Below are 14,372 nucleotides of genomic sequence, written 5' to 3'. Positions count from 1 at the left end.
CTGTCCTTACGATATCCGCCCTTGGACTCTGTCCGCGCGACGCTCGCTGCGGACCGACGGACCGGGGGCATGACTGAGCCGCAGCACCAGGGCGAGGGCCTCCCCCGCCTTCGCACCGACGACGTCGAACAGTTCCTGCCGTAGCCTCTCCAATGGTGCCGCATACCGTGGTGAGAGTTGTTCGAGTTCCGCCCGTTCCACACCGTAGAGAAACACCGGGGAAATCGGCTGGACGGCGAGCCCGAGCGCCTGGGCCTCGATCCACACACTTTCGGTGGCCTCCCCGCCCCGCACGTAGTCCCGAGGGGTGTTACCCGGGATCGCGACGACGGCGATCGCCGAACTCGACGCGACCCGGTCCGCGGTGGACTTACCCAGCGCCCGCCCGCCGTCCTGCGCCCCGAGATGTTCCATGACCTCGGGCCGGCGCAGCAGCGCGAGGGTCGACAATTCGGCGGAATCGAGTTCCAATGCACGGACGTCGATGCCGGTCTCGACCGAATCGCCCGGTGGCCACCGCAACTCCCCGATCATTTCGCGATGCAGGGTCGGCGTGAGGAATCGGATGCGGTCCGACTCCGCCAGAATGGCGCCGATCGCCGCGATGTCGTTCCGGTCCGTCACCAGGCAGAGGCGTGCGCCCTCGCGCGACGCCGCCTCCGCGAGACGTCCCGCTTGCGCGTCGTCCAGCGGCCGGGACACACCCGGCCTGCGGTTGGTGGTCCGGTCGAGCATGGCCTCGTAGCGGCTCGTGAGATCCTGCTCGCTCCCACTGCCGAACGTCATCGTCGCGGCCAGCCCCGGTTCGGTGTCCTGAACGGTGACGGCGCCGAGAAGGCCGGCCGCCGACGCGGCGATCCGGACGTTGTGCAGCGCCGCACCGAGCGCGACGTAGCTACCCCGATATTCGACGTCCATCGCCGTCGTGTGCTCCGGCGCCAGTGAGATGGTCACCCCCTCGTCGTCCGCGGTGATCGTCCAGGGCTGGACGTTTCCACCGGAAGGCGCACGCGTCGCGGCGTTCACGACGGCGTCGGCGTCGTTCGACACGGCGTTGTCCGCGCTGGGTGTCGCCGGCGGCTCCGCCAGATCGAGCGGTATCGGTGGATCGGTGAGCGCATCGAGGTGTCCGTCTACGTCCATGCGGCACCGGCCCGACGCGAGCGGCTGTCCGAGCGCGATGCGCCGCACCGCCGCCGCCACCTCCGCCCCGCCGAGCAGCACCTCGCCTCCGAGCTGCGGCCAGGTGGAGATGGTTTCGTCCACCTCGACCAATGACGCGGCCATCGTCGCCGACAACTGCGCGGCATCGAGAATCTGCAGGACCAGGGGAATCTTGTCCCGCGAACCCAGGCCTGCGAGTGACTCCACGTCGACGTCACCGATCACCCCGTGGAAGATCGGACGATCCGGTTCGAGGTCGAACCGCTCGACGTCCAGCAGGCCCCTGTCGCTGGTGGCCATCAGCACCGGCAGACCCCGTCGGCGGGCCTCCCTCCGCAGGGACACCTTCACGTCCAGCGAGTCACACTCGTCGACCACGACGTCCGTGCCGTCCAGAAAGTCCGCGACCGACTCGACGTTCAGCCCGTCCTCCCACAACGTCACGGTGACGTAGGGGTCGATCTCCGCGATGCGGCGGGCCGCCACCACCGCCTTGTTCACGCCGAGGTCCAGAACGGTTCCGGGAACCCGGTTCAGGTTGGACAGTTCGAGGGTGTCGAAGTCCGCGAGCCGCAGACCACCGCACGCCCCCTCCAGGGTGAGGGCCAGCGCGACCGCGTGCCCGACGCTCAGACCGACGATCCCGACCGTGACGTCGCGGAGTCGCTCCTGCTCGTGTGCGGTGACTTTGTTGCGATTGCGGTCGAGCCGGAGCAGCCGGAACGCTGCGGGGCCGAGCAGACGCACCGCGGTGCGCCGCCACGAGTAGTAGGCCCACACGGGCGGCTCGTCCAGCACGCCGGGAGCGGGCGTGGGAACGAGGGTGCGAAGCGAGTCCCGCTGGTGTTCGAGTCGATCGACGAAGACCACCGCGGGGTCGCGGCGGAGACGGTCCAGTACCGCCGCGTCCCCGGAGTGGTCCTCGTCGAGCAGCAGTGCGGTGTAGTCACCGCGGGATTCGTTCACGAGACGCTCCGCATCGGCCGGACGACGTTTCCTCCCATCACCGTCGCGGTGTCCGCCGACGGCGTCGGTCGGGACGTCGTGAGTAACAGTTGGGCCAATTGCAGGGATTCGGCGCGGCCCCGACGCCTACTCCGATCCCACCACATCAGCCGTGTCTCGTAGCGGTCATCCGGGTACGGCACGGGCGCAATGTGGTCGGCTACCACCCCGCCGGAGGACCTCCACGTGTCCAGGACATGGGCTGCCGCGGTCGCGAGCATGAACTGGACGTCCAGCAGATCCATCGAATAGGTGGCGAATCGGCCCAGTGCGCTGACGAGTTCACCCCGGCGGCTCGCGCTGTCCGACACCCAGGCACCCTTCGCTTCCACGACGCCGAACGGCAACCGGTCCTCGATCATCCGGCGCACGGCGGGAGCGCCGGGGTGGGTGCCCCATTCTGTGATCGCGTGCGCCTGATCTGCGGAAAGGTAGGGTCCCTGGATTCGGACGCCTGCCGCGACGGAGCCGTTCGGTTCGATCGCGACGAAGAACGCCGCAGTGGTGTCACCGTCCTGTATCCGCCGGTATTCGAGGGCCTTCTCGGCGCCGTACTTGCGGTAGCCGGTGACGGCGCCCTCGAGATATTCTTCCCACAGCGCGGGTTCGTCCGACGGCCGGGCGACGACGAAGCGACACTCCGATCTGGGATCCCACACACTCAGGGTTCGGTCGAGTATGGTGTCGGTCGACCGTTCGTCGATCTGCAGACGCGTCAGCTGTTCAACTGGCATTGGCTTTCCCATCGGAGTCGGTGCGGTAATTCCGGGGACTCACGGGTTACGTAAAGACCCCAAGAACTGGACACACGAACACCCGGCCACAGCCCCGCGGCTACTCATTTTCCGCGTTTAGTCCCGATTTGTCACCTGCGGTGCCTCAAATGGGCACGAAAACAAACTTCTGGTCGGTAATTATCGACTGGGAATTAGGTGAGGGAAATGAACAGTTCGACGTTGCTCGGAGCGCGGAAGACCTCGATCTCCTCCGCGTAGGCGCGCTCGATGCGCCCTTCCTTCTCCGCCAGCTCGGCCTGGATCCACACGTCCTCGATCGGGTCGGACGACCGCCCGTCGGGTGTGAACCTGGCGAAATAGCCCGACGGGACCCGCACCAGCACGTCGCCGATCTCGAGGTGATCGAGGTCGATACAGCGGTACCCGATCACCGCGGTCCACCCCAGATCCGGGACCGCGACGTAGACGGTGGCCAGTTCGCCGACGCCACGTTGCTGGATCCGCTCGCGCGTGAACTTCATCAGGTCGGTGGCGTGCGCCGTGGGTCCCAGTTCTATGCGCGGCAGGATGAGACCGCCGAAGTCGGTGGCCTCACGCTTGACGATCTCGAAACTCATTGCGGCCCCTGCCTCGTGGCGGGTGGCACTACCGCCACGTACAAATCGATCCCGAAGGCGTGCGGGTAGAACTCGAAGTCGCCGGTGAAGGATCTCTCGATCTGCCGCGATTCCTCCGCATTGCGAATCTGCCCCCAGAGCGCGTCGAAAAGGTCGGGAAACGTTCCGACCGAGGAAAACTTCGCATAGGTTCCCGCGGGGATCCGCGATACGAGGTGCCCCCGTCCGACCTGGTCGAGCGAGGAGCACTCATAACCCACGATTTGCGTGTAGTACGAATTGATCTCGGGGGCATGGTCGACATAGGCAGAGGCCAGCGGCCTGTCCACATTCTGCGCGAGAAGGGTGGACCACGTCTTCTCGAGGGCTCTGTCGCGCGCCTTCCCGAGCGCCCTCTTGGGGCTGCGGACGGCCAGTCCGGCCACCAACGTCTCTTTGCGTTCGACTATGACGAACGGCATCGGGCACCCCCTCCGACGTCATCGTCACGTTAGGCCTGCAACTGCAATATCGTTCGCCCACCAGCAATTCGGCGATCAGGTTTAACCATACCCCGTTACGAATCCACCGTCCTGAGCATTCACCCCGGAAAGCGTCGGAAACTGCCGTCGCCGAACCCTTTTATGCACCCATCTCGAGGAGATAAATAAAGGATCAGAAACAGCTTTAAAGGCAGTTAACATACCAAAAGTTGGTTTTGGTCTTGTTTACCTGTCCTCGATGTGGTTAGTTGGATGAATCGAGTACCACTGGTGTGACGCATCCGACAGTCGGCGTCGCGACCGGGGGATCGGGGCGAAGGGAGGCTGCCCATGCTCTGCCGACTGTGCAACTCCGACAGGATGCGCAGCATCCTCGACCTGGGCGCGACCCCGCCGTGCGAACTCTTTCTGACCGAACCCGCCCTGGACGTTCCCGAGGTCACCTACCCGCTGCACCTGCGGCTGTGCGAAGACTGCCTGCTCCTGCAGATCCCCGCGCTGATCACTCCGGAGGACACCTTCACCGACTATGCCTACTACTCGTCGTTCTCGGACTCCTGGGTCGAGCACGCGCGGCTGTTCGTGGACTCGGCAGTGGACAGGCTCGGACTCGACGACTCGTCGTCGGTCGTGGAGGTGGCGAGCAACGACGGCTATCTTCTGCAACATTGTGTCGCCGCCGGGATTCGGTGCCTCGGAATCGAACCGTCGCACAACGTCGGCGCGGCGGCCCGTGAACGTGGAGTCCCCACCCTCACGGCATTTCTCGACGAGGACCTCGCCGCGCAGGTCCGGACGGAACACGGGCCTGCGGACCTCGTGGTCGCGAACAACGTCTTCGCCCATGTTCCCGACCTTCTCGGATTCACTCGAGCCCTTCGCGCGCTCGTCGCCGACGACGGATGGCTGAGCATCGAGGTTCACCACGCGCTCAATCTCGTCGGCCTCGCGCAGTTCGACACGATCTATCACGAGCACTTCCAGTACTACACGGTGCTGTCCGCGACCCGCGTGCTGGCGACCGCAGGCCTGACCGTCGTGGACGTGGAACTGCTCGACACCCACGGCGGATCGATACGGATCTGGGCGCGTCCCGACGCCCCCGGCCGCGGGCCGGCTCACCGCGTCGCCGAGGTGTTGCACCGAGAGGAAGTAGCCGGGCTCCACGACGTCGGCGGGTACCTCGGACTCGAACCGCGGGCGCGGGCCGTGCGTCAGCAGTTGCTCAGGTTTCTCCTGGACTGCCGGGCCCAGAACAGAACCGTCGTCGGCTACGGGGCTCCCGGCAAGGGAAACACCTTGCTGAACTACTGCGGAATTCGTCCCGACCTACTCGAATACACGGTCGACCGGAATCCGTACAAGCACGGCCGATTCACGCCGGGCACCCGGATCCCGATCCTCGACCCGCAGCAGATCGAGAAGGATCGCCCCGACGTCGTTCTCGCGCTGCCCTGGAATCTCGAGGCAGAACTGACCGAACAGCTGCGTTACATCGCCGAGTGGGGTGGTGAGCTGGTCTTCCCACTCCCCTCCCTGCACAGCGCCGGTTTCCAGCAGGACCGAGTGGCAAGGAGTCTTACGACATGAAAGTTGTCCTCTTCTGTGGCGGTTACGGCATGCGCATGCGGAACGACCGCAACGACGCCATCCCCAAGCCGATGCAGATGGTCGGCCCTCGCCCCCTCCTGTGGCACGTGATGCACTACTACGCCCACTTCGGGCACAAGGAGTTCATCCTCTGCCTCGGGTACGGCGCCGAGGCCATCAAAGAATATTTTCTCGACTACCGCGAAGCGGAATCCAACGACTTCGTGCTCCACGCCAACAAGATCGAGCTTCTGAATTCCGACATCAGCGATTGGTCGATCACGTTCGTCGACACGGGTCTGGAATCGGCAATCGGTGAACGACTGCGCCGCGTACGACGGCATCTCGACGGCGACGAGTACTTTCTCGCGAACTACGCCGACGTCCTGACCGACGCTCCCCTCGACGACGTCGTCGCGAAGTTCCACGAATCCGGGGCCGCGGCCTCGATGCTCGTCGTTCCGCCGCAGTCCTCGTTCCACTGCGTGAACGTGGCCGAAAACGGGGAGGTCAAGGAGATCATTCCAGTCGGTCGCCTGCCGATCTGGGAGAACGGTGGCTACTTCGTCCTCAGCGACGAGATCTTCGAACTGCTCCCGCCGGGCGGCGATCTGGTGGCGGACGTGTGCGAGACCCTGGCGGGCGAGGGGCGTCTGTTCGGATATCGGCACATGGGCTTCTGGAAGCCGGCGGACACCTTCAAGGAGCGTGCCGAACTCGATGCCAACTATTCGAAGGGCATCCATCCGTGGATGGTGTGGGAGCAGTCGGAGGCGGTGTCATAGCTCATGCTCGACCTCCACGCCCAGCACGTCGCCGAGATCGCTGTTCTCGGCGCACACTGCGACGACATCGCGATCGGCATCGGGGGGACGCTGCTGACTCTGTCGTCCACGTCTCCCGGCCTCCGGGTGCGCGCACTCGTGCTGTCGGGCAACGACTCCCGACGAGAGATCGAGGAACGGCACGCGCTCGCCGCACTGTGCCCCGGTGCCGACATCGAACTCGACGTCCTCGACGTCCCGGACGGGCATGCGCCCGCGTACTGGGAACCGATCAAGACTGCACTCGAGGGATTCCGGCGGCGATGTGAGCCCGACATCGTGTTCGCTCCTCACCGCGCAGACGCCCACCAGGATCACCGGCTACTGGCCGAACTCGTGCCCACCGTGTTCCGGGACCACCTCGTGCTGGGATACGAGATCCTCAAATGGGAGACCGACACCCCCCACCCCACCGTCTTCCATCCCCTGTCACGGGCGGTCGCGGAGGAAAAGGCCCGGGTTCTGCTGAAGCACTACCCGTCCCAGATCGACCGCGGCTGGTTCGACGAGGAAGCGTTCCTCGGCATTGCCCGGCTACGCGGTGTGCAGTGCCGGCGCATGTACGCCGAAGCGTTCGTCCTCGAGAAAACGACCATCCGATTCGGAAGGACCTGACATGAGAGTGCTCCTCACCGGACACCAGGGTTACCTGGGTTCGGTCATGGTCCCGGCGCTGCGAGCCGAGGGTCACGACGTCACCGGTCTCGATTCCGGACTGTTCGCCGGCTGCCTCCTCGGCCCCGCACCTGCCGACCCCCCGTCCGTCGACGTGGATCTGCGGGACGTGACGGAGGCCCACCTGGCCGGGTTCGACGCCGTGATTCACCTTGCCGCGCTGTCGAACGATCCTCTGGGGTCCCTCGCGCCCGACGTCACCTACGACATCAATCATCACGGGTCGGTGCGCTTGGCCCGTCTTGCGAAAAATGCCGGGGTACAACGCTTCCTCTACGCATCCACCTGTTCGGTGTACGGCTCGGCGGGTGACGACCTGGTGACCGAATCGGCGCCTCTCCGCCCGCTCACCCCGTACGCGGAAAGCAAGGTCCGCGTCGAGGACGATGTGGCCGCCATCGCCGACTCGGGGTTCTCGCCGGTCTTTCTGCGGAACGCGACCGCGTTCGGGTTCTCACCGCGCCTGCGTGCCGACATCGTTCTCAACAACCTCGTCGGCACCGCCACGCTCACCGGCACCGTGCGAGTGCTGTCGGACGGCACCCCGTGGCGCCCCCTCGTGCACGCGCGCGACATCGCCGCCGCGTTCTGCGCCGCGCTGACCGCTCCGACGGGCGCAATCCACTGCCGCGCCTACAACGTGGGCACCGAGGCCAACAACGTCACGGTGGCGCAGATCGCGGAGGCCGCCGCCGCAGCGGTGCCGGGCTCGACTGTCGCCCTCACCGGCGAGACGGGACCGGATCCGCGGTCGTACCGCGTCGACTTCAGCGCGATCAGAACCGCATTCGAGGGCTATGTCCCACAATGGACCGTCGCCGACGGCGCAGTCGAGCTGTACGAGAACTACGTCCGATGGGGGCTCACCGACGAGCTGTTCACCACCCGATTCACCCGGCTGGCCCACCTACAGGCACTGCGGACGTCGGGGGTGCTCGACGAGTCACTGCGGTTTCTCCGAATCGGGGCCGGCCATGCCTGACATAGCCACTGCGCGGCGGTCAGAGAGATCGCAGCAGATCCTCCCAGCTTCCCGCCGAGGCATCGCGTGGGCTCGTGCCGGACACGGGGAGCGGCCACTCGATCCCGAGGCCGGGATCGTCGTAGGCCACGGCGAGATCCTCGGTGGGATCGTGACCGCGGTCGATCCGGTAACACACGTCGCAGTCGGTGAGGGCCTGGAAACCGTGGAGAAATCCCGCCGGCACGAACAGATGCGAGAAGGTGTCGTCGTCGAGCCTGAACGCCTGCTTCCGGCCGAACGTCGGCGACGTGCGCCGCACGTCCACGAGCACGTCGTAGATCGCTCCGCGCGCACAACGCACGAGTTTTGCCTCGCCGTCCCCCGATCTGCAATGCATGCCACGGATCACGCCGCGCACCGACCGCGACTGCGAGTCCTGGACGAAGTCGGCGGCACGGACCACTCGGCCCGTCGACGCTCGGCTCGCGACGGCGTCGTCGAAGATCTGCGCATCGAAGGTTCGGGTGAAGAGTCCCCGCCCGTCCCGGAACGGCTCGGGAGTGAACAGCAGGACGTCGTCGAGTTCCGTGAGTTCCACGCGCACCTCCCCATCGTGCCGCATCGCGGTGGGCGGGTCCGGCATTTCCGGAAGTCGGGACGGCCACGATGATCTGCCGCGGATGCGCCGGATCCGACACGGTCCGGGTACTCGATCTCGGGGCTGTGCCTGCTGCGGACCATTTCCCGCCGGAGCGATCGGCGATCGACTCGTGCGAGTCGGCTCACCCGCTGGCCATGGAACTGTGCCTGCGGTGCGGCCTCGCGCAACTCGCGGAGGACGACACGACGCCGGAGGAGCCGCGGGGCGTCGAACCCCTGGCGTTGCGGAATCAGGCCGCCGACGCCGTACGGACGGTCGCGGTGTCGGGTTTCCTCGACGGCGACACCGTACTCGAGTTCGGCAGCCCGCACGGCGGCAGCTGGCTCGGACTGCTCGCCGCGCGGGGATTCTGCCCGCCGCCCCCGGGGAAGCCGGCCTCGGTGGTGCTCGACTGCTTCGGCCTCATGCACGAAGCCCACCAGCGGACGGCACTGCGGCATCGCGCCGACGCAACGGCGAGCGACGGTGTCCTCCTCCTCCAATTCCACTCTCTCGCTGCAATAGTCACACACGGTCAGTGGAACGCACTGCGGCACGGCCATTACGCGTACTACTCGCTGACGGCCCTGCAGCGCCTGCTCGGCGAGGTCGGAATGAGCTTGTCGTCCGCGTGGGAATTCGACCTGTACGGCGGGACCGTCCTTGTCGCTGCACGGCACGGTATCCGGTCCGACACCTCCCCCGCCGTGCGGAGAATCCTCGCGGCCGAGCACGAACTCGGCGTGTGCACGCCCCACACTCTCGGTCGGCTGCAGCGTGCCGCGGACGACCACGCCCGGGTGCTGCACGACTGGCTCGACGCGATGGCCGATCACGGTCGGCGCGTCTACGCGTACGGCGCTGCATCGCGTGCCGTCGCGTTGTTCGGCCGTGCGAGTATCGATCGGCGACTGGTGGGGGCCGTGGCCGACGCGTCCCCCGCCAAACAGGGTCGCCGTATGCCGGGCACGAACGTTCCGATCATCTCCCCTGCCGCGTTGGTCGCGGCCGACCCCGACCTCGTACTCCTGACGGTCGCCGACCTGGCCGAGGAGGTGCAGGCACAGTTCCCCCAGTTGTCCGGCAAGTGGGTGGTGGACATTACCGACGGGGACGGGCCGAATGAAGATCCTGCGCTCATCCCGGGACCTCAGCAGTCCTGCTGGAACAGGCTCCGCACGTACCCCGCCGTCTGATAGCCGCTCTGCCACACCCAGTCGGCGGCAGAGATGTTCGCCGGGCTCGCCGCCATCATGACTTCCCCGCCGAAGCAGCGCTGGATGGTATACCGAGCCCGTGAAACATGCGGAGTGAACGTGACGACGATGACACTGTTCCATCGCCCGGCGGTCGCGTAATCGCGGAATGCCTTCGCTTCCCCGGCTGTGGTCGCGGGGTCGGGATCGAAGCAGACGACGGCAAATGTGAACCGCTCTCCGCAGAGTCGATCGAGCCACTCGTCGGCTCCCCCGCTGGGATCGGACAGCAGCACCTGCTCGGCGAGCCCCTTGCGGGCAAGGTCGAGTCCGTAGGTGTAGCGCTCGTGGCTGGGACCGCCGAGGACGAGGATCGCATCCGCTCGGTGGAGCTCGTCGAGTTGCGGCTCGACGTATGTCGGCACACTCGCTGCCGTCGCGCCGAGGACAGCCGTAGTCACGAGGACGAACGTCCAGCGCGGCCATCGAGCTCGTCTGCGCACCTAGCGTTCTCCTCCCGCGACTCGGTCGGCGATCGTGTGGACGGCCTCCCGTATCTCGGCGAAGGCGGATGGTGCGACCAGCCGCAGGGACAGGAGGTAGACGATCAGGAACGCCACACACTCCAGGGCTATCGACGCGAGTCCCACCGCGATCGACCGCTGATCCGAGTGCACCACGTACCGTTCGAGCGGCGCGATCACCGCGAACGCCGCCAGCGACGCGACGATCGGTGGGACCATCACCCGGGCTATCTCACCACCCGATGTCCCGACCACCGATCGGGCGAGTCCGAGCCCCGTGATTCCCACGACGATCGCCGCGCCCGACACCGCGAGACCGACCCCGGCGAGACCGAGAGGGAGCAACAGCACCAGCAAGGGCACTCCGGTCAGCAGGCCCGCCGCGGTCATCCAATTCATTCGGCTCGATCGGCCTGCACCCTTCATCGCCTCCGCACTCACCGAGTTCATCGCCACACCGAGTCCGATACCCGCCATCGAAGCGACCGCCACGCCCGCGCCACGCCATGGCTCGCCGAGCAGCACCACGACGGCGGGCTCACCGACAGCGACCATCACCGCCCCGGCCGGCATCGCCACCCGCCAGATCCAGCTCAGAGCACGGAGGAAGGCGGCCTTGAACCGCTGCGAGTCGGAGGAGATGCGGGCGAACGCGGGAAAAAGCACATACGAGCAGACCTGGACGATCGCCATGCCGGGGAGTAACGCGATCCTGCGGCCGTACCGGTAGTTGCCGAGCGCAGCCTCGCTCAGCCCGCGGCCGATGATCGTCAATTCGACGACCTCCTGTGCACGGGCGGCCGCGCCGTCGAGCAGCAGCGGAAAGGAGAAGACTGCCATCTCGCGCCAGATCCGAAACGAGAACCGCCCACCGAACGGATGCCATCTCGACAGCCACCAGCTCGCGACGATCCAGACGAGCATCGACGCATACGATCCGATCGCAAGGGACCAGACGCCGTACCCCAGGGCGGCGAAGACTATGGAACCCACCGCGAAGGTGATGCCCACGGCGGGATCGACGATGATCCGGCGCTTGAACTGGAAACGGCGCTGCATCAGGGCATCCGGGACGCAGGTGATCGCGATCAAGAACATCGAACCCGACATGACAGCGGCCACCGTCCCCACCGCGTGGCTGTTGAATACGCGTCCGATGATCGGAGATGCCGCCAACATGACCAGGCTCATCAGGAGCCCCGTCCCGAGAGTAACCCAGAACACGGTGGTGGCCGCATCCTCGATGTCGTGCTCACGCTGAACGAGCGCCTGGGCCAACGTGCCGTGGGTGACGACCACCAGGAAGGTGGTCATCACCGTGCCCGCCGCGAACACGCCGACGATCTCGGGGCTCAGCAACCGCGCCAGCACCAACGTCTGCACGAACGTCACACTCTGGACGATCAGAAGACCCGCCGCGGCCATCGCGGCGCCGCGGCGCAGGATGCCACTCAGTGTGCCGACCGGGGTGGTCTCGGTCGCCGGTGCAGATCCCGGGTCACCGCGCTCCGAGGCGTGCCCGGGTGTCGACGAATCCACTGCGCCGCCTTCGTTCACGGCCGACTCACGGGCTCGCGGCGCCGACCGAACGTGTGTCCGAGTGCGACGGTGATCCGGTGCTTGACCGGATGCAGCCTGCGCATCGTGTCGGGAAAGAACGCCAGTGAGCAGGCGACCAAGGCGGCGCGGAGTGTATGCCGCTGCGCGAACGCCGCTTTCGCCTCGACACGCGCCGCAGCCGAATCCCCTTCGAGTAGCGACCATCGGGCCCGCCGCATCGCCTGGTGATACCGCAACCGTCGTAGGTTGCTCTGGAGCGCGTCCCAGTCCTCGGCCCGGCTCGTGGAGCGGGCCACCGTCTGGAACGACCGCTGAATGCGCCACTCGAACGCCTCGACCCCGGCGGGGTCGCGCGACACCGAGTCCTTCCGGACGCGGCAACGCGCGAGGCGTTCGGGGAGCATGCGCACATCGAATCCGGATTCGACGAGCCTCAGCCACATGACGACGTCCACTTCGACTTCCTGTGCCGCACGCTCGTACCCACCCACTGCGCTCCACGCCTCGCGCCGAACCGCGCCCGTGTAGTAGGGGATGTATCCCGCGAGCATCTCGGTCAGCGCCAGACGGTGCCCTGGGTGCGGTCGCGTCCTGATGCCGATCGAGCGGAGGTATCCCTTCGAAGCGCCACCGTCATCGTCGAACAGGAATGCGTCACAGCCGACCGCGTCGACGGTCCTGTCTGTAGTGAGTACCGCCCCCATTCGCGCACAGAAGTCCGGCATCAGCAGATCGTCGCTGTCGAGCACGCAGAAGTATTGTCCGCGCGCCAGAGCGGCCGCAGCCGACACACCTCCCTCATATCCGCGATTCTCCTGGCGTATCAGTCTGATTCGGCTGTCGGATGCGAAGGAGCGGACTATCCTCGCGATCTCGTCGGAGTGCCCGTTGTCGACGACGATCAACTCCCAGTCGGTGCGCGTCTGGCCGCGCACCGACTCGATCGACTGTGCCAGATACCGTTCGGTCCGGTAGGCGGTGGTCAGAAAACTGAAGGCAGGGCGAGGTTGCGATTCGCTCACCGTCACCACCCCAAACCCACGTAACCTTCGCGCCGGCGTCGCTCCTCGGCGCCCGGGAGCCGGACGAGGTCGACGACCGTGTGCTGTGCGCCCGCCCGGTCGACCGCCGCCACCACCGAGGGCTCCCGGGACCCTGCGATGAGTACCTCCGCGTGGTCGAGAACGGCATCGACATCATCGGTGAGAACCTGACCGATGTGCGGTAACAGTTCCTCGATGAAGTCGCGGTTCGCACCCAACAGCCTGGACAGTGCGACATTGGCATCGCAGATCTTGACGTCGTAACCCTTGCCGATGAGCCTCTCCGCCAAGTCGACCATCGGACTCTCGCGCAGATCGTCCGTGCCGGGCTTGAAGGACAGACCGAAAATGCCGATCCTGCGCTTGCCCAGCGCGATCACCTGGTCCACTGCCCGCCGCAGGTGCATCTCGTTCGACACCAGCACGTTCGCCAGCACCGGCACTTCGACGTCGTGAATTCGTGCAGTGTGCATCAGCGCGCGCACGTCCTTCGGCAGGCAGGAGCCGCCGAACGCAAATCCCGGACGCAGATAGGCGGCACTGAGATTGAGTTTCGTGTCGGCGAGGAAGATGTCCATCACGGCGTGCGAGTCGAGCCCCAGAGATGCACAGATGGCTCCGATTTCGTTGCCGAACCCCACTTTCAGAGCGTGGAAACTGTTGTCGACGTACTTGATCATCTCGGCGACGGGAATCGGGACACGGAACCGCGGTCCACCGAGCCCGTCGTACAGGCTTGTCACCAGCCGGCCGCTGCGCTCGTCACTTTCCCCGACCACCGTCTTGGGCGGATTGAGGAAGTCGCGCACACTGCTGCCTTCGCGCAGGAATTCCGGGTTGACGCAGACGCCGAAGTCGACACCCACCCGCTTGCCCGATGCTCTTTCCAGGCGCGGAATCAGTATGTCCTCGCAGGTACCCGGGACCATGGTGCTGCGGTAGACGACGACGTGGAAGGTGTCCTTCGCCGCCAGCGCGGCGCCGATCTCGTCGGTCGCGCGCTCCAGATAGCGGGTGGTCAGGCCTCCCCCCGGTGCGGACGGGGTGCCGACGCAGACGATCGTGACGTCGCTCGAGAGGACGGCGCGGGCGGGATCCTCGCTGACGGTGAGCAGGCCGGATTCCACCACCTCGGCAATCAGCTGGCCGATCCGCTCCTCGAAGACCGGGGTCTGCCCCCGGCGCAGGAACTCGATCTTCGCGGGATTGACGTCGACCCCGACCACGGGGAAACCCCGGGACGCCAGGCATGCCGCCGAAACACATCCGACATAGCCCAGCCCGAAGACGCTCAGGGTCATCCGCCGCGCGGATGGACGCAGATGCAATTCGGTCGCGCTCATGACAACCG

14 protein-coding genes are annotated in these 14,372 nt (G+C 66.3%); 5 read left to right on the top strand and 9 right to left on the bottom strand.

Annotated features, from left to right (window positions below):
• Positions 1-6: 6 nt before the first annotated feature.
• The 4 genes from ACFTWF_RS26535 to ACFTWF_RS26520 all read right to left on the bottom strand — a co-directional run bounded on the left by ACFTWF_RS26535 (position 7) and on the right by ACFTWF_RS26520 (position 3,984).
• Positions 7-2,130: an Rv1355c family protein gene (locus ACFTWF_RS26535; RefSeq protein ID WP_378464126.1), complete on the bottom strand. Its 2,124-nt coding sequence runs from the start codon at positions 2,128-2,130 to the stop codon at positions 7-9.
• The gene (locus ACFTWF_RS26530; protein WP_378464125.1) at positions 2,127-2,903 is read right to left on the bottom strand and encodes a hypothetical protein; all 777 of its coding nucleotides are present in this window, start codon (positions 2,901-2,903) and stop codon (positions 2,127-2,129) included. Before ACFTWF_RS26530 ends, ACFTWF_RS26535 begins: the two co-directional genes overlap by 4 nt.
• 194 nt (positions 2,904-3,097) lie before the next feature.
• Positions 3,098-3,523, bottom strand: a complete 426-nt coding sequence (locus tag ACFTWF_RS26525; protein ID WP_378464124.1) for a hypothetical protein — start codon at positions 3,521-3,523, stop codon at positions 3,098-3,100.
• Positions 3,520-3,984, bottom strand: coding sequence for a GyrI-like domain-containing protein (locus ACFTWF_RS26520; RefSeq protein ID WP_378464123.1), 465 nt, complete (start codon positions 3,982-3,984; stop codon positions 3,520-3,522). The genes ACFTWF_RS26525 and ACFTWF_RS26520 overlap by 4 nt, the downstream gene beginning before the upstream one ends.
• Positions 3,985-4,335: 351 nt before the next feature.
• Here ACFTWF_RS26520 and ACFTWF_RS26515 point away from each other — a divergent pair, with 351 nt between their 5' ends.
• From ACFTWF_RS26515 to ACFTWF_RS26500, 4 genes are read left to right on the top strand one after another with little or no spacing between them, the layout of a single operon-like run.
• Positions 4,336-5,595, top strand: coding sequence for a methyltransferase domain-containing protein (locus ACFTWF_RS26515; RefSeq protein ID WP_378464122.1), 1,260 nt, complete (start codon positions 4,336-4,338; stop codon positions 5,593-5,595).
• The gene (locus tag ACFTWF_RS26510) at positions 5,592-6,380 is read left to right on the top strand and encodes a glucose-1-phosphate cytidylyltransferase (protein ID WP_378464121.1); all 789 of its coding nucleotides are present in this window, start codon (positions 5,592-5,594) and stop codon (positions 6,378-6,380) included. Before ACFTWF_RS26515 ends, ACFTWF_RS26510 begins: the two co-directional genes overlap by 4 nt.
• A gap of 3 nt (positions 6,381-6,383) precedes the next feature.
• The gene (locus ACFTWF_RS26505; protein ID WP_378464120.1) at positions 6,384-7,034 is read left to right on the top strand and encodes a PIG-L deacetylase family protein; all 651 of its coding nucleotides are present in this window, start codon (positions 6,384-6,386) and stop codon (positions 7,032-7,034) included.
• 1 nt (position 7,035) lies between these two features.
• The gene (locus ACFTWF_RS26500; RefSeq protein ID WP_378464119.1) at positions 7,036-8,076 is read left to right on the top strand and encodes an NAD-dependent epimerase/dehydratase family protein; all 1,041 of its coding nucleotides are present in this window, start codon (positions 7,036-7,038) and stop codon (positions 8,074-8,076) included.
• Positions 8,077-8,095: 19 nt separating this feature from the next.
• Here ACFTWF_RS26500 and ACFTWF_RS26495 read toward each other — a convergent pair whose 3' ends face one another.
• A complete protein-coding gene (locus tag ACFTWF_RS26495) occupies positions 8,096-8,662 on the bottom strand; it encodes a dTDP-4-dehydrorhamnose 3,5-epimerase family protein (RefSeq protein ID WP_378464118.1) in 567 nt (188 codons plus the stop codon).
• Positions 8,663-8,724: 62 nt separating this feature from the next.
• Here ACFTWF_RS26495 and ACFTWF_RS26490 point away from each other — a divergent pair, with 62 nt between their 5' ends.
• Complete coding sequence (locus ACFTWF_RS26490; RefSeq protein ID WP_378464117.1) at positions 8,725-9,894, top strand: transferase; 1,170 nt, start codon at positions 8,725-8,727, stop codon at positions 9,892-9,894.
• On the opposite strand, the gene ACFTWF_RS26485 is transcribed toward ACFTWF_RS26490, so the two are convergent.
• From ACFTWF_RS26485 to ACFTWF_RS26470, 4 genes are read right to left on the bottom strand one after another with little or no spacing between them, the layout of a single operon-like run.
• The gene (locus ACFTWF_RS26485) at positions 9,849-10,355 is read right to left on the bottom strand and encodes a YdcF family protein (RefSeq protein ID WP_378464116.1); all 507 of its coding nucleotides are present in this window, start codon (positions 10,353-10,355) and stop codon (positions 9,849-9,851) included. The two genes, ACFTWF_RS26490 and ACFTWF_RS26485, sit on opposite strands and share 46 nt — an antisense overlap.
• 42 nt (positions 10,356-10,397) lie before the next feature.
• Positions 10,398-11,957, bottom strand: coding sequence for an oligosaccharide flippase family protein (locus ACFTWF_RS26480; RefSeq protein WP_378464115.1), 1,560 nt, complete (start codon positions 11,955-11,957; stop codon positions 10,398-10,400).
• 14 nt (positions 11,958-11,971) lie between these two features.
• The gene (locus tag ACFTWF_RS26475) at positions 11,972-13,000 is read right to left on the bottom strand and encodes a glycosyltransferase family 2 protein (protein WP_378464114.1); all 1,029 of its coding nucleotides are present in this window, start codon (positions 12,998-13,000) and stop codon (positions 11,972-11,974) included.
• Between the two features lie 2 nt (positions 13,001-13,002).
• A complete protein-coding gene (locus ACFTWF_RS26470) occupies positions 13,003-14,364 on the bottom strand; it encodes a nucleotide sugar dehydrogenase (RefSeq protein WP_378464113.1) in 1,362 nt (453 codons plus the stop codon).
• Positions 14,365-14,372 lie beyond the last annotated feature (8 nt).

The sequence above is a fragment of the Rhodococcus sp. NPDC056960 genome (assembly GCF_042674125.1).
GTDB lineage: Bacteria > Actinomycetota > Actinomycetes > Mycobacteriales > Mycobacteriaceae > Rhodococcus_F.
Note: the sequence above shows the minus strand (reverse complement) of the source record. Positions and strands in the feature narration are given on the sequence as shown.